This is a genomic window from Microbacterium sp. 2MCAF23, from assembly GCF_052115565.1.
GTDB lineage: Bacteria > Actinomycetota > Actinomycetes > Actinomycetales > Microbacteriaceae > Microbacterium.
In genome coordinates, this window is sequence record NZ_JBFRGY010000013.1 from 102,437 (window position 1) to 122,739 (window position 20,303).

General features: G+C 68.7%; 20 protein-coding genes. 2 read left to right on the plus strand and 18 right to left on the minus strand.

Annotated features, from left to right (window positions below; genetic code table 11):
* Nucleotides 1-43: 43 nt before the first annotated feature.
* The 5 genes from AB4078_RS14465 to AB4078_RS14485 form a co-directional block, all read right to left on the minus strand.
* Nucleotides 44-661, minus strand: coding sequence for a GNAT family N-acetyltransferase (locus tag AB4078_RS14465; protein ID WP_441977706.1), 618 nt, complete (start codon nucleotides 659-661; stop codon nucleotides 44-46).
* Between the two features lie 95 nt (nucleotides 662-756).
* Entirely contained in the window at nucleotides 757-1,410 is a 654-nt protein-coding gene (locus AB4078_RS14470) for a phosphatase PAP2 family protein (RefSeq protein WP_441977707.1), read from the minus strand.
* A gap of 119 nt (nucleotides 1,411-1,529) precedes the next feature.
* Nucleotides 1,530-2,498 (minus strand): carbohydrate ABC transporter permease, encoded by a 969-nt coding sequence (locus AB4078_RS14475; protein WP_440733897.1) that lies wholly within the window; start codon nucleotides 2,496-2,498, stop codon nucleotides 1,530-1,532.
* Nucleotides 2,498-3,841, minus strand: coding sequence for a carbohydrate ABC transporter permease (locus AB4078_RS14480; protein WP_441977708.1), 1,344 nt, complete (start codon nucleotides 3,839-3,841; stop codon nucleotides 2,498-2,500). The genes AB4078_RS14475 and AB4078_RS14480 overlap by 1 nt, the downstream gene beginning before the upstream one ends.
* Before the next feature lie 111 nt (nucleotides 3,842-3,952).
* Nucleotides 3,953-5,284, minus strand: coding sequence for an ABC transporter substrate-binding protein (locus tag AB4078_RS14485; protein WP_441977709.1), 1,332 nt, complete (start codon nucleotides 5,282-5,284; stop codon nucleotides 3,953-3,955).
* Nucleotides 5,285-5,519: 235 nt separating this feature from the next.
* Here AB4078_RS14485 and AB4078_RS14490 point away from each other — a divergent pair, with 235 nt between their 5' ends.
* On the plus strand, nucleotides 5,520-6,539 hold the full coding sequence (locus AB4078_RS14490; protein ID WP_440733900.1) for a LacI family DNA-binding transcriptional regulator: 1,020 nt from the start codon (nucleotides 5,520-5,522) through the stop codon (nucleotides 6,537-6,539).
* 131 nt (nucleotides 6,540-6,670) lie between these two features.
* Here the strand turns inward: AB4078_RS14490 and rplL are convergent, their stop codons facing one another.
* The 3 genes from rplL to AB4078_RS14505 all read right to left on the minus strand — a co-directional run bounded on the left by rplL (nucleotide 6,671) and on the right by AB4078_RS14505 (nucleotide 9,041).
* Nucleotides 6,671-7,054, minus strand: a complete 384-nt coding sequence (gene rplL, locus AB4078_RS14495) for a 50S ribosomal protein L7/L12 (protein WP_045250549.1) — start codon at nucleotides 7,052-7,054, stop codon at nucleotides 6,671-6,673.
* Between the two features lie 47 nt (nucleotides 7,055-7,101).
* Nucleotides 7,102-7,590 (minus strand): 50S ribosomal protein L10, encoded by a 489-nt coding sequence (gene rplJ, locus AB4078_RS14500; RefSeq protein WP_045273388.1) that lies wholly within the window; start codon nucleotides 7,588-7,590, stop codon nucleotides 7,102-7,104.
* A 476-nt stretch (nucleotides 7,591-8,066) separates the two neighbouring features.
* Complete coding sequence (locus AB4078_RS14505) at nucleotides 8,067-9,041, minus strand: hypothetical protein (protein WP_441977710.1); 975 nt, start codon at nucleotides 9,039-9,041, stop codon at nucleotides 8,067-8,069.
* A gap of 275 nt (nucleotides 9,042-9,316) precedes the next feature.
* Between AB4078_RS14505 and AB4078_RS14510 the strand changes: the two genes are divergently transcribed.
* Nucleotides 9,317-9,994 carry a YqaJ viral recombinase family protein gene (locus AB4078_RS14510; protein WP_440733902.1) on the plus strand — a complete coding sequence of 226 codons (678 nt, stop codon included), beginning with the start codon at nucleotides 9,317-9,319 and terminating at the stop codon, nucleotides 9,992-9,994.
* Between the two features lie 21 nt (nucleotides 9,995-10,015).
* On the opposite strand, the gene AB4078_RS14515 is transcribed toward AB4078_RS14510, so the two are convergent.
* The 10 genes from AB4078_RS14515 to AB4078_RS14560 all read right to left on the minus strand — a co-directional run bounded on the left by AB4078_RS14515 (nucleotide 10,016) and on the right by AB4078_RS14560 (nucleotide 20,253).
* Complete coding sequence (locus AB4078_RS14515; RefSeq protein ID WP_441977711.1) at nucleotides 10,016-10,525, minus strand: hypothetical protein; 510 nt, start codon at nucleotides 10,523-10,525, stop codon at nucleotides 10,016-10,018.
* Nucleotides 10,522-11,160: an LPXTG cell wall anchor domain-containing protein gene (locus AB4078_RS14520; protein ID WP_441977712.1), complete on the minus strand. Its 639-nt coding sequence runs from the start codon at nucleotides 11,158-11,160 to the stop codon at nucleotides 10,522-10,524. The genes AB4078_RS14515 and AB4078_RS14520 overlap by 4 nt, the downstream gene beginning before the upstream one ends.
* Nucleotides 11,147-11,851 carry a signal peptidase I gene (locus tag AB4078_RS14525; protein ID WP_441977713.1) on the minus strand — a complete coding sequence of 235 codons (705 nt, stop codon included), beginning with the start codon at nucleotides 11,849-11,851 and terminating at the stop codon, nucleotides 11,147-11,149. The genes AB4078_RS14520 and AB4078_RS14525 overlap by 14 nt, the downstream gene beginning before the upstream one ends.
* Nucleotides 11,852-11,925: 74 nt before the next feature.
* On the minus strand, nucleotides 11,926-12,549 hold the full coding sequence (locus AB4078_RS14530; RefSeq protein WP_441977714.1) for a SipW-dependent-type signal peptide-containing protein: 624 nt from the start codon (nucleotides 12,547-12,549) through the stop codon (nucleotides 11,926-11,928).
* 10 nt (nucleotides 12,550-12,559) lie between these two features.
* Nucleotides 12,560-13,183 (minus strand): SipW-dependent-type signal peptide-containing protein, encoded by a 624-nt coding sequence (locus tag AB4078_RS14535; RefSeq protein ID WP_441977715.1) that lies wholly within the window; start codon nucleotides 13,181-13,183, stop codon nucleotides 12,560-12,562.
* 162 nt (nucleotides 13,184-13,345) lie between these two features.
* Entirely contained in the window at nucleotides 13,346-14,506 is a 1,161-nt protein-coding gene (locus AB4078_RS14540; RefSeq protein WP_441977716.1) for an SseB family protein, read from the minus strand.
* Between the two features lie 59 nt (nucleotides 14,507-14,565).
* Entirely contained in the window at nucleotides 14,566-17,061 is a 2,496-nt protein-coding gene (locus AB4078_RS14545) for an ATP-dependent helicase (protein ID WP_441977717.1), read from the minus strand.
* A 77-nt stretch (nucleotides 17,062-17,138) separates the two neighbouring features.
* Nucleotides 17,139-18,164: an ABC transporter permease gene (locus AB4078_RS14550; RefSeq protein ID WP_441977718.1), complete on the minus strand. Its 1,026-nt coding sequence runs from the start codon at nucleotides 18,162-18,164 to the stop codon at nucleotides 17,139-17,141.
* On the minus strand, nucleotides 18,161-19,150 hold the full coding sequence (locus AB4078_RS14555) for an ABC transporter ATP-binding protein (RefSeq protein WP_441977719.1): 990 nt from the start codon (nucleotides 19,148-19,150) through the stop codon (nucleotides 18,161-18,163). The genes AB4078_RS14550 and AB4078_RS14555 overlap by 4 nt, the downstream gene beginning before the upstream one ends.
* Nucleotides 19,151-19,251: 101 nt before the next feature.
* On the minus strand, nucleotides 19,252-20,253 hold the full coding sequence (locus AB4078_RS14560; RefSeq protein ID WP_441977720.1) for a glycerophosphodiester phosphodiesterase family protein: 1,002 nt from the start codon (nucleotides 20,251-20,253) through the stop codon (nucleotides 19,252-19,254).
* Between the last annotated feature and the right edge of the window lie 50 nt (nucleotides 20,254-20,303).

Here is a 20,303-nt window from a genome sequence, read left to right on the forward strand (position 1 = left end):
CGCACGTCGCCAGGACCGGACGACGCCGGGCTGCGGCAGGAGCTCAGAGGGCCGCTGCTGCGGGGATCCTGATCCCGTACGTCGTGCTGCCGTCGCCCGAGGCGAGCTTCGTGAAGCCGAGCCGCTCGTAGAAGGCGCCGGCGGAGTGATTGTCGGCGTTCATGGCCAGGTGCAGGCCTGGGACGCCGCGGTGAGCCAGCTCAGCGAGCAGGGTGTCGATCAGCCGCCGCCCGAGGCCCTGCCCTTGTGTCTCCGGAAGCAGGTCGATGTGCAGGTGCGCCGGGTACCCCTGCACGATCGGACCATCGCCGGGCTTCTGCCGGTCGCCATACGCGATGAAGCGGTCCTGCGGCGTCGGCTCAGCCGCACCCGATGCGCGGTAGCGGTCCCGTCGGGACGGCCACCATTCGTCGCGGAACCACGAGGCGAACGCGTTCGTGTCATCGGTGGCGACGACGTAGCCGATCACGCGCGCGTCGTCGGCCTCGACCACCCAGCACAGGCTCGGATCGCGCCGCGCGTACGGGACCGCGAACAGGTCGCCCCAGAGCGCGTCGTCCTCGAGCATGCCGGTCGCGTCGGCGCCGACGTCAGCCGTCTTCACGCACACGTCGTAGAGCCCGTCGACGTCTTCGGGGCGGAACGGTCGGATGCGTGCCACGTGGCCATGCCTTTCTGTCGGCGCCCTGCGTCTCGGCGCGCTCGCTCAGGCGCCGCGAGACGAGGGACGCGCAGGGGCCTGCGGATCCCCTCAGCCTAGCGAGGCGGAACCGCCCAGGGATCCCGCGTCGCCGCCTCGTCGAGCACGCGCGGCGACCGGACCCAGCGCCACAGCACCGCCGCCACCAGGAAGGCCGCGCCGGCACCGATGAGCGCACCGCCGACGGTGTCGCTGAACCAGTGCACGCTGAGCACGGTGCGCGAGAATCCCATCGCCACCGTCCACACCACTCCCCCGATGGCCATCCACAGCGTCGGGAACAGGAACCACAGCACCACGGCGACGGCCGCGGCGTTCGCGGTGTGGCCGGAGGGGAAGGACCCGAAATCCGACGCGATCAGCAGATCCTGCGGTCGCGCACGGCCCAGCGACCTCTTCACGAGCTGCACCACGCCCGCGCTCACCACGAAGGCGATCAGCGCGAACAGGGCGCCGCGCCAGCCCCGCACGAGCCAGGCGAGGGCGGCGATGACGAGGGGGGCGAGGATCGTCGCGACCCATCCTCCGCCGAGCACGTTCATGACCAGCGCCCAGCCGACGAGCACGGGGCCGCGCCACTCGCCCATCTCCAGGTTCCAGGCGTCGTCGAGCGACACGATCACGCCCGGGGCCGTGGCCAGCACCACCGCGGCGACGACCGTTGCCGTCACCCCGATGATGCCGAGGATGAGGGCGAGCCGACGTGTCATCCGGCCATTCTCCCCCGACGCGCTGTCGCACTTCGCATCCGGCGCCGACGCCGCGCCGGTGGAACGACGAAGGCCGGCACCCGCCGAGAGGGGCACCGGCCTTCGAGGGATCGCTCGGATCAGCCCTTCGTCGCGCCGGCCAGGAGGCCGCGCACGAAGAACCGCTGCAGTGCGAAGAACACGATCAGCGGAACGATGATCGAGATGAACGTACCCGCGGACTGCAGGTACCACTGATTGCCCCAGGTGCCGGACAGCGAGTTCAGCGTCTGGGTCAGTGGCAACGACGATTCGGGCGCGAAGATCGTCGCCACGAGCAGGTCGTTCCATACCCACAGGAACTGGAAGATCGCGAACGACGCGATGGCAGGCATCGCCAGCGGCAGGATGATCCGGAAGAAGATCTGCCCGTGTCCTGCCCCGTCCACGCGGGCCGCCTCGACCACCTCGCCCGGGATCTCGGCGATGAAGTTGTGCAGCATGAAGATCGCCAGGGGCATCGCGAAGATCGCGTGCGCGATCCAGACTGTGGCGAAGCTGTGGTCGACGTCGCGCAGGGTGAAGCCCGGGAAGATCTGCGTCCCGAACAGGGTGAGCCCTCGCGAGAACAGCGACAGCAGCGGCACCAGGGCCATCTGGATCGGCACGATCTGCAACGCGAACACGAACACGAACACGAGGTTCTTGCCCTTGAAGTTCATCCACGCGAAGCCGTAGGCCGCGAGCGAGGCGATGAAGATCGGGATCACCGTGGCCGGGATCGTGATCGCCAGCGAGTTCACGAACGAGGCGCCGAGGGTGAGAGCCGTGCCCCCGGAGTTCAGCGCGTCGGCGTAGTTGCTGAGCGTGAACGACGGATTGACGAAGACCGTCCACCAGCCCGTGCTGTTCGAGTCCGCCCCGGGACGGAACGACGTGACGAACAGCCCGAGCGTCGGGATCGTCCAGAAGATCGCGATGATCACCGCGGCGATGGTGGCGCCCCTCGACGTGAGCCGCTTCTGCGCGGTCGCCTCGTTGCGGCGGGTGTCGCGTTCGACCTGGCGCTTGCTGCGATTGTCGGTGACGATCGCCTGTGTCGCACTCATCAGCGGATCTCCCTCTGCTTGGCCATCTGCCGGGCGTTGTAGATGATCAGCGGCAGCACGAACAGGAACAGCACCACGGCCAGCGCCGACGAGTGCCCGTAGCTCTGGAAGCGCTGCTGCTGGTTGACCATCTCGAAGCCGAGCACGGTGCTGTTGGCCCGACCGCCGGTCATCACCGCGACGATGTCGTAGACCTTGAGCGATGCGATCGTGATGGTGGTCAGCACCACGATGAGCGACGAGCGGATCCCCGGGACCGTGACGTTGCGGAACCTCTCCCAGGCGTTCGCGCCGTCCAGCGACGCCGCCTCGATCTGCTCGGTCGGAACCGCCTTGATGGCCGCGGACAGAATCACCATGGCGAACCCGGTCTGCGTCCAGATGAACACGATGAGCAGGCAGATCGTGTTGACCAGCGGAGTGGTGTCCAGCCAGGACACCGGCTTGCCGCCGAACAGCGTCACGATCGCATTGAGCAGGCCGATCTGGTCGCCCTGCCGGAAGTCGTAGATGAACTTCCAGATGATGCCGGCGCCGACGAAGGAGATCGCGACGGGCATGAAGACGAACACCTTGAGGATCTTCTCGCCGCGGGCGCGGTCGATGAACACGGCATAGGCGAGTCCGAAGATCGTCGACACGATCGGCGCGATGAGCGCCCAGATCAGCGTGTTGATGACGGACCAGAAGCCCTCCGGGTTCGTGAAGACCCACTGGTAGTTCTCGAGTGCGACGAAGTCCTTGCCCGTCTTGTCGAAGAACGACTGGATGATCGTCGACACGGCCGGGTAGATGAGGCCGACGATGAGGAGAAGGGTGGCCGGCGCCATGAACAGCGTGAGCTGGAACAGGTAGCCGGAGCCCTCACGCGCGCGGTAGTCGGCGAAGAACAGCAGGCCGCCGGCGACCAGGGCGATGATCATGACGTAGACGACGGCGTTCTGGTAGGGCCGCAGCATCATGAACGCGAGCACCGGGATCGCGAAGCACGCCACCAGACGCAGCCAGAAATAGCCCTTCCCGTGCCGCGGCGCGTACTCGATGAGCACCAGCAGGATGCCCGCGACGATGGCGAACACGAGGAGCACGAGCGGGATCTGCAGCAGCGGGTTCAGCCCGCCGAGCCACGTGAAGAAGCTGTTCAGTGAGAAGCCGAGCGACGTCGGCTTCGGGTTGTCCGCCGGACCACCGGCGAGGAGGGCGATGAACACCCCGATGATCACGACTGCGCCCACGATGTAGGCGCCGATCGTGACGGATCGGGAAGCGGTCGTGCGGCCGGAACTCACGGACTCGGTCTTGCGATCGGATCGCGTGGTCTCGGTCGCTGTGGATTGCGACATAGGGACCCCTTATGACGGTTCGACGATGAACACTTTCAGGACCTTCCCGAAACGACTGCGGGGCCGCCCGCGATGGCGGACGACCCCGCAGCCTCTCAGGTGGTACTCAGACTAGTTCTTGTAGCCGGCCTGGATGTCGCTCAGGACCTGATCCGTCGGCTTTCCGTCGACCCAGCTGACCATGCCCTTCCAGAACGAGCCCGAACCGACGGTGGCCGGCATCAGGTCGCTCGCGTCGAAACGCAGCGTGGTCTTGGGATCCTGCAGCGTCTTCATCGCGTCCTGCAGGAACTGGCTGGATGCCAGCGAGGCGTCCGCGTTCTTGTTGGCCGAGATGACGCCGCCGAGCTTGACGCGGGCGTTCGCGAACTCGGGCGAGGACATGAACTCCAGGACCTTCTTGGTCGCGGCGCTGTCGGTGAAGCCCGCGACGAACTCGCCGCCGCCTTCGATGGTGTTCTCACCCTCCTTGACGCCGGGGAGCACGAACGCGTACACGTCGCCGTCGGGGGCGACCTTCGGCGCGGCGCCCGCCTTGGTCTTCACGTCGAGGAAGTTCGACGAGAGGAACGAGGCCTGGTGCGTCATCAGGCAGGTGCCGTCGGCGACCTTGGCCGCGACGTCCGCGAACGCGGTCGAGTTGATGCTCTTCACGTCGCCGAAGCCCGCGTTGACGTAGTTCGGGTCGAGCAGGATGGAACCCACCGCGTCGAAGGCCTGCTTGATCTGCGGGTCGGTGAACTTGACGTCGCCCGCGACCCACTTGTCGTAGACGTCGGTGCCGCTCTGACGCAGCACGAGGTCCTCGATCCAGTCGGTGCCCGGCCAGCCGGAGGCGTCACCCGAGGCGAAGCCCGCGCACCACGGAGCGGCACCGGTCTTCTCCTGAAGCGTCTTGGTGAGTGCCAGCAGGTCGTCCCAGGTCTTCGGCACCTCGACGCCGAGTTCCTTGAACTTCGCCGGCGAGTACCAGACGTAGCCCTTGACGTTGGCAAGCATCGGGGCGGCGTAGAACTTGCCGTCGATGGTGCCGTACGTCTTCCATTCCTTCGACCAGTTCTTGTCGACGTTGGCGGAGACCTCCGAAGGGGCCTCCTTGACCTGACCGGTGCCGACCAGGCTCTTCAGCAGACCTGGCTGCGGCACGATCGCGATGTCCGGGGCGCTACCACCGGACACCTTGGTGACGATGTTGCCCTCGAAGCCCTTGTCACCCGTGTAGACGACCTTGATGCCGGAGTCCTTCGTGAACTGGTCGAAGGACTTGTTCAGCAGATCCGCCTCGGATCCCGTGATACCGCCGGAGATCTTGACGGTCTCCCCCTTGCCGGACGAATCCCCACCGCCGGACGAGCCGCCTTCGGCACAGCCCGCGAGCGCGAGTCCGGACACCGCAAGCAGCGCCAGAGGCGCGATCAGGCGACGTCGCTGAGACATTCCCATACGTTTTCTCCTTCGAATTCGCGGGGTCGAGTTCCCCAGCGCTGGGGGCTCCTTCAGGAACCGCTTCCAGGCGACACTAGTGACCCTCGTACCCATTGCGCAACGTGCGTCGGATCACAACTGGGTAACCGGGCTCGTCGCGGGGCCGGATCCATGGGAGCGCTTTCAAGGAACCGGTTCCATAGTGTGCGAGATATCGCTATGGTGAGGGGATCCGTTTCGAGGAGGACACGCCGTGACCGGGATCATCGACGTCGCACTGCGGGCGGGCGTGGCGAAATCGACGGCCAGTCGCGCGCTCAGCGGGAACGGCTACGTGTCCGCAGAGACGAGGGAACGCGTCGAGCGCGCCGCACGGGAACTCGCCTATTCCGCACACTCCAGCGCGTCGAGCCTGGCCACGGGGCGCACCTCGACGATCGGCGTCATCATGCCGATGGCCGACCGATGGTATTTCGCCGAGCTGCTCGCCGGCCTCCAGCAGGCGCTCATCGCCGACGGCCTCGACCTCGCGCTCTACGGCGCCGCGGAAGGCAGCGCCGAGCGCGCCCGAATGCTCGATCACGCCCTGGCCGGTCGCCGCTTCGACGGCATCATCGCCGTCTGCCTCCAGCCGGGAGCGCACGAGCTGGAACGCCTGGCGGGCATCGGTCTGCCGCTCGTGTCGGTCGGACCGTTCACCGAGGGGGCCGACACCGTCACGATCGACGATGTGGCGGCCGCACGGGTCGCCACGGAGCATCTGATCGACCTCGGCCACGAGGACATCGCGTTCCTCGGCGACGCGCTGGACGGCGATCGTTTCAGCTACGGCGAGCACAAGCGCCTGGACGGCTACCGCCAGGCGATGACCACCGCCGGGCTCGAGCACCGGATCCGCGCCGTGCGCACGACGTCCACGATCCCGGAGGCATTCGCCACGGCCGCAGCACTGCTCGCCGATCGTCGTCACCGCCCCACCGCGATCGCGGCTGTGTGCGACGAGGCGGCCGTGGGCGCGATCATCGCCGCGCAGCGCCTCGGCATCGGCGTACCCAGCGAGCTGAGCGTGATCGGGATCGACGACCACCGCTACGCCGAGATGTTCAGCCTCACCACGATCCGGCAGAACCCACGGGAGCAGGGCATCGAGGCGGTTCGCCTGCTGCAGGCGCGGATGCAGGACACCGACGCGCCCCTCGAGCACGTGATCTCCCCGGCGACACTGGTGGCCCGCCAGTCGACGGCGGTCCCACGCCTGGAAACCGCCCGCTGACCTGCTGCCGAGCCGCTCGACGAGCTCGACGAGCCGGGTCCGCGAGAGACGCACGAAGGCCCCGGGAGAACCCGGGGCCTTCGCAGCGTCGGAACGCGAGGAGAGGCGCCTTGCGCCTCGCTCGACGGACCTTACTTGAGGGTGACCGTCGCGCCGGCCTCTTCCAGGGAAGCCTTGGCCTTCTCGGCAGCCTCCTTGTTGGCGCCCTCGAGGACGGCCTTCGGGGCACCGTCGACGACAGCCTTGGCCTCGCCGAGGCCCAGCGAGGTGAGCTCGCGGACGACCTTGATGACCTGGATCTTCTTGTCGCCGGCAGCCTCGAGGATGACGTCGAACGAGTCCTTCTCCTCCTCGGCCTCGGCAGCACCAGCGCCACCCGCAGCGCCGGCAACGGCGACGGGAGCAGCAGCGGTGACGTCGAACTTCTCCTCGAACGCCTTCACGAACTCGCTGAGCTCGACAAGGGTCAGACCAGCGAACTGGTCGAGCAGCTCCTCAGTGGTGAGCTTCGCCATGATGTTTCTCCTAATAGATGGGGTTTTTGGGAAAAGACCGGGGAGGCTCAGGCAGCCTCAGCGGTCTCCAGCTTCTCGCGAAGAGCGTCGATGGTGGCCGCAGCCTTGCCCATCGTCGCCTTCATCATGCCCGCGGCCTTCGCAAGCAGAACCTCACGGCTCTCCAGCGAGGCGTACTTGTTGACCTCGTCGGCACTCAGGGCGTTGCCCTCGAAGATGCCGCCCTTGATCACGAGAAGCGGGTTCGCCTTGGCGAAGTCACGCAGAGCCTTGGCGGTGGCGACGAAGTCGCCGTGCACGAACGCGACGGCCGACGGACCCTTGAGGTCGTCGTCCAGCGCCGTGATCCCCGCGTTGTTCGCGGCGATCTTGGTCAGCGTGTTCTTCACCACGGCGTAGCTCGCGTCCTGACGGATGTTGTTGCGCAGCTGCTTGAGCTGGGCAACCGTCAGACCGCGGTACTCGGTCAGCAGGACGGCGTTCGAGTCCTCGAAATTCTTCGTGAGCTCGGCGACCGATGCATCCTTCTGCGCCATGGTCACTCCTTGATGAGTACGGGATGCTCCACGGCGGTGGAGCACCGACCTCGACCGCCGCGCTCTGCAGGCAAACAAAAACGCTCCGGCGCAAGCGCACGGAGCGTGATCCAGGATCTGGAGATCGTTCGTGACACCTGCGCGGGCCTCTGCTGATCGGATCCAGGATCCGGCAGTGCTTCGATCGCCTCATGCTCGCGCACACGACGATGACCAGCGGTCTTCGGTTACGTCAAGACTACGGCATCCTGCCCCCTCGCCCAAATCGAGAAGGGCTGCCGCCACAGGATCCCGGTCAGACACGCGGCCACCCGCCACCTCCCCACTCGTCTCCCGTGCTTGCCTCCTGCATTCCGCCGACCGCGCATGCTCTCGACGAGCCCACACGCTGTTGGCGCGTGGGAGATGTGTTCTCGGCGAGAGCGTGTGCACTCGGCGCACGCCAGCCGCTCGCAGAGACGGAACGAATCCGTGAGTCAGGGCGGGCAGATGCCGAACGAGCCGAGACGCCGCGCCAGGCCTTCATCCGTGCGGATGTGCGACGAGCCCCATCGGGCCATGCGCCGCTGCGTGCGGCCGCGGATCCAGTCCTCGCGCTGCTTCTCCGCGAGCAGGACGTCCTCGATCGAACGTCCAGAGCGCATCGCCTCGTCCCGGTACTTCGTCTCGCCGTCGAACTCGCCGAATGCGCGCACATCGTCCAGTCCGAAGTCGACGAAGTACATCTGCCCGTCCGGCGCCGGCACGCCGACCTGCAATCGCGGTGCTGCGAAACCCAGCCGGTGGAGCCGCAGCCTGCTCACGCTCTCTCCGGGGAGCTGCGCCCGACCGTCGGCGAAATCTGCCACCCAGCGCGCCTGCCTGATGCCCCGCGCACCGGCCGCCTCCTCGAGCCGCTGGGCGAGGCCGGCCTGCCAGGACTCCACCGCATCGAGATCCCGCTCCCGCCCTCGGAGCGCCATCATCCGCTCGGCAGCGTCTGCGGCGCTGACCGCGGCCTCCAGTGGCATCGACCGCGCGAGATCGAAGACGGTCCGCGACAGGCTCGTGCACCGGATCCCAGAGATCACCGAGGTGTCGAACGACCCGAGCGGCGCCACGTGGCGCTCGACTCGGACGTTACTCGAGGCGCGTTGCGGAACGCTGGACGTGATGTGGACGCGATCCGGCGCCATCCGATACAACGGCAGACCCCAGAGGACGGCCGCCGAGACGTGCGACATGACGATCGGACCGCGGGCCTCCCGTGCCGCAGCGACGACCTCGATGAGATGGCGCTGCTCGGGCCACATCACCTTCCATACGCCGACATCGACGTACCACCCCCGCCGCAGCTGGTGGAGCGTGCGGTCACGGACGGCTGAGGCCAGGTCCCGGTCCGTCCATCCGGCGCAGAGAAGCGCCTGCCGGGATCGCAGCTCGGGTGCGAGTTCGAGAACGTCGTTGACCATGCGTCATGGTGTACCGCGACCGCTGCACCATGGGGACCGAGTCCCGCAATCAGTGCAGAACCTCCCGCGACCTCGTCGTGTGCGGGGCGCAGGCTCGCTCGCCGCTCCGGTCGACGAGTGCGCACGCTCTCGACGAGCACACACACTGTTCGCGCGAGGAACGTGTGCTCTCGCCGACAGCATGTGCACTCGGAGTCTGGGAGACCGGGACCGCGCCACGGGATCCTACGGCGTGCCAGGTCAGGAGCGTCGGCGGGCGGAGGTAGCCTCGATGAGTGACCCCGGAACTCGAAGCGCGGATCATCGCGGATTCCCGCGATCGGGTGGCGTGGCTGCGGGCCAGGGCACGCGGTATCACCGCGACGGACGTCGCCGGGCTCACGAGCGAGACGTCGATCGCCCGCGCGGCGGATGCCAAGCTCGGCGCGGGGCCCCGGTTCGGCGGCAACGCCTATACCGACCACGGCCGGCGTCGCGAACCGGAGATCGCCGCCTGGGTCGCCGCGACGCACGGGATCATGCCCTCGTCTGCACTGTTCTGCGCCGAGGTCGAGAAGCGGCACCTGGCCACCCCGGACGGCATCGTGCAGGAGCCGGACGGTCGCGTGCTTCTCGCTGAGATCAAGACCACCAACAAGTCGTGGCGCTCCATCCCCCGCACCTATCTGCGCCAGGTGTGGTGGCAGCAGCATGTGCTCGGTGCCGAGCGCACGCTGTTCGTCTGGGAGGAGCATGACGACTTCCAGCCGATCCACGACGAGCCCAAGTCGGTGTGGATCGACCGTGACGACCGCGAGATCGGCCGCCTGGTCGGGCTCGCCACGCGCCTGATCGATGAGCTCTATCACCGCACGACGGGCCAGACCCCTCCGCGGCCCGCACCGGCCGCACCCAGCAGCCGGGATGCGCTGCGCGAGCGTGACATGTTCCGCGCGCTGGCTCTCGCGGAGTGAGCGCGCGCAACGCTCACTCCGTCACGTGCAGTGCGGATTGGCCCCGAGTGCGCCTGTCGTCAGCGTCTTGACCAGACTCGCCGAATGCCAGTTCGTACCCACCTGATTCGTGACCGTGAAAGTGACCGTGCTGCCCAGGACGTTGTTGAGGATGCCGCCCAGCAGCCCCTGATTGAGAACCATGGTGTGGGTGTACGGTCCTGACCCTGAGCTGGAGATCACCGCCGAGTAGTTGGACGGGTTGGCTGTCAGCGTGCTGATCGGGGCCGTCGTCGGCGACAGCGGATACGCCGATTGCCAGGTCACGGTGACGCCGGTCAGGATGTTGAGCGCCTTCGTCGGCGTGCAGGTCAGGTTCGTCGGATCCGAGAGGGTCGCGGCCGTCACGGTGCCGCTCGCGACGTACTCCCCATCCGTGTACGAGGCGTCGGTCAAGGTCGGCCGAGGCCAGAGCAGCGCCGCCGCGCATGCTCCGACGACGAGCGCGGCGAGGACGCGACGTCGCCACGACGAGCGCTCCGCGGCGGTCATGAGCCCTCTCCCTTGCGACGTCGCCCGAAGAGCAGGAGCAGTGCCGAGACGCAGAGCAGGACTCCGCCGCCGACGATCGCGGGAAGCGGCACGGTTCCGCCAGTCGCCGGCAGCTGCGCCCCGGGCCCCGTCTGGATCCGATCGCCGAACCCGTCCGCATGGACGCGGATCTGCGTGGCTCCCGCCCCGCGGTCACCGGCGAGCCGCACGTCCAGGCGGACGTGTGCGACGTCGTCGGAGGAGATCGTGTCGAGCTCCACCGTCTGTCCGTCGCGGGGAACTCCCCAGCCGCTGCGGAGGACGTGAGAGCCGCCGGCGCAATCCTCCCCCTGCCACGCGACGGGGCAGAGTCGGACGTCGACCGCGACCGGCGCGTCCCCGAGAGCGCTGATGCCGACACGGACGGTGCCAGGACTCGGCGCAGCTGCGCTCACCTCCAGATCCCAGCGAACGCTGACACCCGGCCCCATCGTCGAAGCCGCCGCCCAATCGGCACTCGACACGATGCGCACGTATCGGCCCTGCACGACCTCGGTCGCCGGATCCGCCCCGGCTCCGGGCATCGGCCCGATCAGAAGCAGTGCAGACGCCAGCGCGACGAGAGCAGGCAGGGCACGACGGTCACGGCGACTCATGGCTCTCCCGTCGAGGCCCGGGTGCTTCCTCCGGACCTCTCCCGGAACCACGACCGCGCGGCCAGAACGCCCAGACCACGAGGACCGCGACGCCGATCGTGATCCCTCCGAGCACGAACGGATTGCCGAACGCCACGATCACCGGCGCGAGTCCGGGGATCGCAAAGCGCACAATCCGCACGGTCGAGACCGGATACGGCGCCACGTCATCCTGCGCGTTCGCATCGCCACGCAGAGTGAGGAGACGCTCGCCATGCTTGGAGCCGTCGGCGACAGCGCGCACCCGGTGCGTGACAGGAAGCTCGCCCGGCCGGTCGACGGTCACGACGTCGCCGACGTGCACCTCGGACGCGGGGATCTGCTGCACGATCGCGACGGATCCGGTCGGGATCGTCGGCGCCATGGATCCGGTGCGGAACATGATGAGCGTGATGTGCGCCGTGAACGCGAGGATCACCAGGACGATGCAGATGAGCCCCGCCAGCGCCACGACCCAGAGCAGGATCTCGCTGAGCACTCCGCGAACCGAGGCACGGGGCTTCCGACCGTTGTCCGCGGTGGCACCCGCCCCCTGCGCCTGCTCCTCCGCCGATGCCGTGCTGCGCGCTTCGACCCGCTCGCCTCGCCCCTCGTCCGCCAGCGCGTTCTCCCGCGCGGCGCGGCGGGTGGTCGGCTGTCCCATCTCGGTCATGCTGTCCTTCTCCCTGTGTGACGTGCGGCGGATGTGCGTTCATGGATCCGGTGGGCGGCGTTCCCGCCGAGGGCTCAGCCCGATGTCGCGACGAGCTGCCAGGTCTGCGCGATCGCCTGGCCCTGCATGCCGTTCGACGCCCCCACCGGAAGTGAGATGGCGAAGCAGTAGTACACCGGTGTGCGGTCTGCCGCGAGCGTCTGCGAGACAGCGGCAGAGGTGCCCAGCGTGGAACCGTCCGGGATCACCGCTCCGCCGCCGGCGTAGCTCGCCGCGTTGCACTGCCCCATGGCGCTCACGGTCCGTACGCCGTAGCGCAGGTCCGAGAGAGCGCCCGTCGGAGTGCCGGCGGAGATCTGGACGTGTCCCGCGATCGAGCCACTCGTCGCGCGGACGGCGAACGCCGCGTACGACGTGTTACCCGGGAACAGCCCGGTCACGGCGGGGCTGAAGCTCAGAGCCGCCGCGTTCGAACTGGTGTGCTTCGAATAGTTCGTGCCGTCGAGCGACCCTTCGACGCCGAACCTCGCCGCCGTGAACGTCCCGTTCGCGTACTCCGCGTCGTTCCAGCTCGCCAGCGTCGAGGTCGCCCCTGTGCCGAGCACGAGCCCGCCGGCGAGCAGGGCGCGGATCCGCAGCAGTCGGATCCGCCGCCCGCCGGCGCGCGGTGCCGCTCGCCTCCCCCTGCGGGTCAGCATCGCGGCGCGCTCAGTTCGAGGTCGCGGTGAACTTCCAGACCGCTGTTCCGGCGCCACCCTGCTGCAGCACCGCCTGGGTTCCGGCTGTCGCGACGAAGCACAGCTTCTGCGCGGCGCCGGCCGTCGTCGGCGGAGTGCCCTTGGCGAGCGGGAACGTGGTCGCGCCGGTGGCGGTGCTGAGGTTCGCTCCGGACAGGATGAGCGTGCCCGTGGTGGCCACGTTCACGTCGCACGCGGTCGCATTGGGGACCGAGTAGACCTTGTACGAGATGGCCGATGCGTTGGTTCCCGTGCCGGACGTGGCATCGAGAGCCGGTGTGACCGTCGCGGGGCTCGTCGTGTTCTTGTCGAGCTGCAGCCAATACGACGCGTACACGCTGTCGCCGGGCGTCATGTTGCCGAAGTTCGCGGAGAAGGTGAGGCCTGCTCCCGGTGCCGTGGCGTGGTCGGCATAGGTGGTGCCGTCGGTCGACCCCTGCAGATTGAAGGAGCCGGCGGTGAAGGTGCCGGTCGCGAACTCGGAGTCGTTCCAGGCCGCGAGCGTGATCGCCGCGCCGACGCCGAGGACGAGGCCACCGGCGAGCACAGCGAGGACCTTCCGGCGGTTGCGGGCGGTGGGTGTCACGGTGTCCATGAGAATCCTTTGCGTCGTATGGGACCTGATGTCTCCCATACTGGATTCCGGAATACCGGTTGACAAGACCACTGAACAGGTCTTCAGGCTTCCTTTGCACAACCTTGAGGAGAGACCTTGAGGAGGCCCGCAACGAGGCCAGGACGCGCTCTGCGTCGGCCGCTACTCCGCCGGCGCGAGGGCGATCACGGGTCCCAGCGCGTCCCTGCTCACCGCGATCGCGGGACCCGCCGCGTCGACCAGCACACCGCTCATCTCGGGCTGCTGCACGAGCACGGCGCCGATCTGCTCGGCCGTGAACGGCAGCGGCTGATCGCCACGGCCGAGCGCGATGACCTCGAGCGGGTGGCTGAACAGCTGCAGGTAACGTGCGCCGTCAGCGGTGTGCGCCTCCGCCACCCCGTACTGCCCGTCGCCGTCCACATCGCTGACCGCCACCCAGAGCCGGGCGGTGGTGAGCGCCTCGGCCACGCGAGCCTCGGAGTCCGCCTCGCGGGGCGCCGCGAGCAGGGCCTTGACCGCGAAAGTCGGATCCGCCTCCTCCAGCGCCTTCTGCAGGATCTCCGAGGGGAACACCACACGGTGCGGCTCGGAGGCGTTGTCGATGATGAGGCCGGCGAACGGTCCGTCGACGACGTTCTGATAGACCGCCTGCACGGGCTGCACGACAGCCGAGGTCTCCGTCGGATCCTCGTCGCCCTGCTGCACGGAGTCGCGTACGGCCGCGGCCGAGCTGAACGCGAGCATGAAGGAGTTCTCGCCGTCGTTGACGACCGCGATGGCCAGCGGCTTGCCCTCCTTGATCTGCTCGCCGGCGTCTCCGCTCACGCGCAGGAACAGGTTGCCCTGCAGCGACTGGCGCAGCACGCCGAGCAGTTCGGCCTGACTCGCATCCTCCCCGAGCATCGCGAGGGCCTCGCGCAGCAGCACGTTGTCGGGCATGCCTGGGATCGACTCTGTCGGCTCGGGAGGGTCAGCCGGGGCGAGCGGAAGCGGTGGACGCCCCGACGGCGCCTGCGCCTGCGCCTGCGCCTGCGCCTGCGCCTGCACGATCGGCGTCTCGTCGCCCACGGGGTCGATCAGGTCGTGGCCGGCCTCGGGGGTCTCGGCGGGAGGGGCGACCGCCGGGCCGGAGGGCGAGCCCAGTCCGCGGAAGGCCTGCACGGAGACGTTCACGACCGGGGCGGTGGCGTCGGTCGACGGCTCGGCCCCGACCTCTTCCGCGCTCGGCGAGTCGTGCTGAGCGACATCCTCTGCAGCGGCGGGAGCGGACTCCGGCGTGACGTCGTCGTCCTGCTTCTTACGGCGCGAGAAAAGGCCCATTGCCCCAGCCTAAACCGGGACCGGCTCGCCTCTCGCCCCGCGACGAGGCCCGCAGACGATCAGATCTTCTCGATCGGGGCGATCTTGACGAGCAGCTTCTTCTGGCCCGCGGCGTCGAAGCGCACGTGCGCGATCCGCTTCGCCCCCTCACCGGTGATCGCCTCGACCTTGCCCTCGCCGAAGTCGTCGTGGCGGATGCGATCTCCAGCGGCGAGCTCGAGGTCGCCGTTGTCGCGCACCTTCGCCGTGACCCGGTTCGGGAACTTGTCCATCGCGGTCGACAGCGGCTTGAGCCCGTCCCGCTTCGGCAGCGCCCGCGGAGCGAACCGGTCGCCGGAGCCGGATCCACCGCCGAATCCGCCCGACCCGGATCCGCCCGGACGTCGGGCGTTCAGCGCGCGGGACTGCATCCCGCCGCGCGAGTTCACATCTCCAGGGGACTGCCGCCAGTCGATGAGCTCCGAGGGGATCTCCTGCAGGAACCGGCTCGGCATCGCCACCGACACCTCGCCGAACTGGGCGCGGGTCATCGCGAGCGACAGGTGCAGGCGCTTGCGGGCGCGGGTGATGCCGACGTAGAAGAGGCGGCGTTCCTCCTGCGGACCGCCCGGCTCGTTCGCGGAGATCCGGTGCGGGATGAGGTCCTCCTCAACGCCCGTCACGAACACCGCATCGAACTCGAGCCCCTTCGCGGTGTGCATCGTCATGAGCGAGACCACGCCCGACTCGTCCTCGAGATCGTCGGCGTCGGAGACGAGGGCGACCTCGGTGAGGAAGTCGGCGATCGTGCCCTCGGGGTTGTTGCGGGCGAAGTCGCGGGTCACCGCGATGAGCTCGTCGAGGTTCTCCAGACGCGCCTCATCCTGCGGGTCGCGGCTCGCGCGCAGCGCATCCATGTAGCCGCTCTGCTGCAGCAGCAGCGTGAGTCCCTCTGCGACGGCGGTGGGCGGCGCCACCTCACCGGAGGCGGGCAGCATGATCTCCGTGGCTTCGCGCAGCACGGCGTCGAGCTGAGCGATGCCCGCCTGGATCTTCGGGCCCACGCCGAGCTGGGTCGGGTGGGCGAGCGCGTCACGGAAGCTCAGACCGTGCTCCTCGGCGAAGCGGGCGATCGAGGTCTCGGTGACGTCACCGATGCCGCGGCGCGGCTTGTTCAGGATCCGCCGCACGGCCATCTCGTCGGCCGGGTTCGCGACAGCGACGAGGTAGGCGAGCGCGTCCTTGATCTCGGCGCGCTCGTAGAACTTCGTGCCGCCCATGATCTTGTACGGCACAGCGGAGCGGATGAAGATCTCCTCCAGCGCGCGGGACTGCGAGTTGGTGCGGTAGAAGACCGCCATCTCGCCGTACGGCATGCCGGCACGGCGCAGGGCCTCGACCTCATCCGCGACGAACTGCGCTTCGTCGTGCTGCGAGTAGCCGGTGAAACCGACGATCGCGTCGCCGGATCCCTTGTCGCTCCAGAGCTTCTTGTCCTTGCGGTCGAAGTTGTTGCTGATCACGGCGTTGGCCGCCGACAGGATGTTCTGCGTGGAGCGGTAGTTCTGCTCCAGCAGCACGACCTTCGCGCCGGGGAAGTCGCGCTCGAACTCGCTGATGTTGCGGATGTCGGCGCCACGGAAGGCGTAGATCGACTGATCGGAGTCTCCGACGACGGTGAGCGACGCACCGGGCTCCCCACCGCCCGCCTGGTGCGGATCCGGCTCGAAGATCATCATGCCGTTGGAGGCATACGGCTCCGGCGCGTTGCGCTGCACGGGCCGGGTGAGTTCGTGGATCAGCGCATACTGGGCGGCGTTGGTGTCCTGGTACTCGTCGACGAGGATGTGCCGGAAGCGGCGCCGGTAGGTGTCGGCGATCTGCGGGAAGGCGCGGAACAGATACACGGTCTGTCCGATCAGGTCGTCGAAGTCGAAGGCGTTGGCCTTCTGCAGCTGGCGCTGATAATCGGCGAACACCTCGACGAAGACGCGCTCCGCCGGATCCGACATGTTCGCCTGCCGGGCGTAGGACTCCGCGTCCTGCAGCTCGTTCTTGAGCTTGGAGATCCGGGACTGCATCGCCGCGGGGGTGAAGCCGAACGCGTCGGCCTCGTGCTCCTTGACGAGCCGCTTGATCAGCGCACGCGAGTCTCCGGAGTCGTAGATCGTGAAGGACTTCGTGAAGCCGAACTGCTCCGCTTCACGGCGCAGGATGCGCACGCACGCCGAGTGGAACGTCGAGATCCACATTCCGCGCGCGGAATCCCCGACGAGCTGCTCCACGCGCTCGCGCATCTCGCCCGCGGCCTTGTTCGTGAAGGTGATCGCGAGGATCTGGCTGGGCCAGGCCTCGCGCTGGCGCAGCAGCAGGGCGATGCGACGGGTGAGCACGCTGGTCTTTCCCGACCCCGCGCCGGCGACGATGAGCAGCGCCTGACCCCGGTAGGTGACGGCGTCGAGCTGCTGCGGGTTGAGCCCCGCGAGCAGGTCGTCGGCCGCGCTGGAGGCCGCTCCGCGTACCCCTCCGAACGAGGATCCGGGCGGAATGATGACGGGGGAAGGGGCTTCGCTCATGACCTCACAAGTCTAGGTCCGACCGGCGACATCGATCCCGGCCGAGCGCGGCGCCCCTTCCCTCGAAGAGGCGCTGCTCAGGCGATCCGGGTTCCGGGCGGCAGCCGCCGCGCCGGGGTGCGCGTGCGCGCCCACGCTCCCGCGAAGAGGCCCGCGGCGATCACGATCTGGATCCCGAGCCCGACGAACCAGCTCGGCGTGGTGGATTCGATGATCTCCTCGGCCGTCGGGCGCCCACCGTCGGGGCTCGCCAGGCACGGGTCGTAGGTGTTCAGCGTCTGCGGAGGAAGCTGCGCAGAGCGCACCGAGAGCTTGATCCCGCCGAACATGTCATTCGGTGAGCCATATGCCGAATAGGTCGTCGGCGTGGCGTCGGCGAGCACGACGAACGGATTCGCCGCGAGGAATCCCCACACATAGTCGAAGCGCGGCTGCTGTACGGTCTGCGTCTCCCAGCGGTCGCAGTCCGGCCCGTCCTGCGAATCCCAGACACGGGTGCGCACCTCGACATCCGTGCGGATCACGGATCCTGCCAGACCGAAGGCGAGCAGGGTGCCGACGCACAGCGCGGCCACCACGAGATACGTGTTCGCGACGGAGAACAGCGGCCGTGCGACCAGCCCGCTCCAGCCGACGCCGATCGCCGCCACGATCACGATCTCCGCGGCGAGCACGAGCAGCGACACCAGCAGCACGTCGGGGCGCACGGCCCCCACGAGCATCGAGACCACGAGGAACGGCACGGCCACGACGAGGAACGCCGCGCCCGTGATGATCGCCGCCAGGAGCTTGCCCAGCATGATGTCGCCGGTGCTGGCGAGAGTGATCTGCAGGCTCGCCAGCGTCGCCGCTTCGCGATCCCCGTTGATCGACGATCCGCTCAGCGTCGGCGAGATCAGCATCACGAGCAGCAGCACCAGCATGACGATCACGGAGTAGGCGCCGGATCCGACGGTCGGAGTGAAGGAGAACGCCATGAGCGCGAGCACCGTGACGATGAGCAGGACGAGCGCGAACACGCCGAGCAGGATGTACCAGCCGGGGCTGCGCAGCCGCTGCGTGAGCTCGAGGCGGGCGATGGTCCAGACGCGCGATGCGTTCATCGGGCGCTCCCCCCATCGTGCGGCGGCTCTCCGAGGGAGAGGAACGCCTGCTCCAGTTCGCTCTGCGCGGGCGCGAACGCGCTCACCGCGAGCCCCTGTCCCACCAGACGGGCGAGCCCCGCCGCTGCGTCCCGGTCGTCCGCGAAGACGGCGAGCACGTCGCCTCGATCGATGCCGAGGGACTCGGGAACCATGCCGAGAGCGGCCGCGACGCTCGCGCGACGATCCGGGCAGGCCGTCGTCGCGCTCCCCCCTTCGGTCGCCGCGCTCCCCCCTTCGGGAGAGTCGGGGATCCGGTCGGAGAGGATGCGGATCCGCCACGCCCGCGCCTGCACCACAGGCGCATCCACGACCGTTCCTGCGACGAGGAACACCGTGTCGTCGACGACCTCCTCGAGCTCAGAAAGCACGTGGCTGGAGATGAGGACGGTGCGACCTTCCGCGGCGAGCCGGCGCAACAGCACCCGCAACTGCACGCGCGCTTCCGGGTCGAGGCCCGAGGCCGGCTCGTCGAGCAGCAGCACCTGCGGATCGTGCACGAGAGCGCGCGCGAGACCGAGCTTCTGCTTCTGCCCGCGGGAGAGCACCTTGGCCGGGGTCGCCGCGAGCGGATCCAGTCCCACGAGGCCCAGCAGCTCCGCCGCCCGGCGCTGCGCGTCCGCACGGGGAAGGCCGTGCAGGCGCGCGGTGGTCACGATGCTCTCGTGCACGGTCAACGAGGGCCAGGCGCCCAGCGCGTCGGGCATCCAGCCCAGCACCTGACGCGCCGCGGTCGGATCCACGATCGGATCGACCCCGCCGACGCGGATGCGGCCGCGATCCGGCGCGAGCAGCGACGCGAGCATCAGCAGCAACGTCGTCTTCCCGGCTCCGTTGGGACCCACGAGCCCCGTGACTCTGCCCGGCTCTGCCCGGAACGTCGCCTCGCGCACCGCGTGCACGCCCCCGAACGACCGGCCGATCCCCTCCGCGACGATTCCGTCCATCCGGTCAGCATAGGAGACTCCCAGGAAAGTGACCGGTTACGCGAATCGCTCTGTTCCTACGCGCCCCGCTCACGGGATCTGCGCCCGGGAATGCCCTTCGCTCACTCCCGAAACGCGGCCAGGCCGATGTCCGGGTGGTCCACGAAAACGCCGTCGACGCCGGTCGCGGCGATCGCCGCCCACTCCGCGCGGTAGTCCCCGAATGCGGCCTTGCCGCCGCCTGCACGGTAGCGCCGGTCGAGGAAGGCGTTCTCGGGGCGGCAAGTCCAGGTGAACGCCACGAGTCCGCGCACATGCGCCTCCGCGACGAGCTCGCACCCCGTGCTGCGCAGCAGGATCAGCTTGTCCACGCTGATGCCGTCGACGACCTCGGCCAGGCCGTCCAACCCGGTCGGGGTGAGGCATTCCGCGTAGGCCGACGCGACCGCGCCGTCCCGCGCGACGAGGTCGGCGGGGGCTCCCTCGGCCTCCAGAAGATAGACGTACGTCCCCTGCACGCCGCGCCCGCGCAGGTCACCGAGCACGGTCTGCTCGAACGACTCGATCCACAGCGGATGCTCGCCCGACCCCCAGCCCGCGGCTCGCAGGTCGCGCTCGACCAGCGCTGCCAGGTCGTGCCCGATCCCGGCGAAGAACGTGGCGTGCTTGATCTCCAGCACGATGCCGAGCTCACGGCCGTGCTCGGCCGTGGCCTCGGCGACGAGCGCCAGCAGATCGGACAGCCGCAGGATCGGCTCGGTGTCGTCGAAGCCCGCGGACGTGGGTCGCAGCGCGGGAATCCGCTCCCGGCAGCGCAGCGTGGCCAGCTCGTCCCAGGTGAAGTCCTCGGTGAACCAGCCCGTGAGCAGCACGCCGTCGATGCGCTTCGTGGTGCGCCGATCCGCGAACTCGGGATGATCCGCGACGTCGGTGGTGCCGGAGATCTCGTTCTCGTGCCGGATCACCAGCACGCCGTCGCCCGTGGCGACGACATCGGGCTCGACCGCATCCGCGCCCATCGCGAACGCCAGGCGGTAGGAGGAGGCGGTGTGCTCGGGCCGATAGCCGGGGGCACCGCGATGGCCGATGAGCAGGGGGACGTCGAGCGGGATCCGTCGGGTCACGCTCTCAGCGTACGGCAGTGCCTCTCGTAGGATCCGCCGCTATCGTAGAG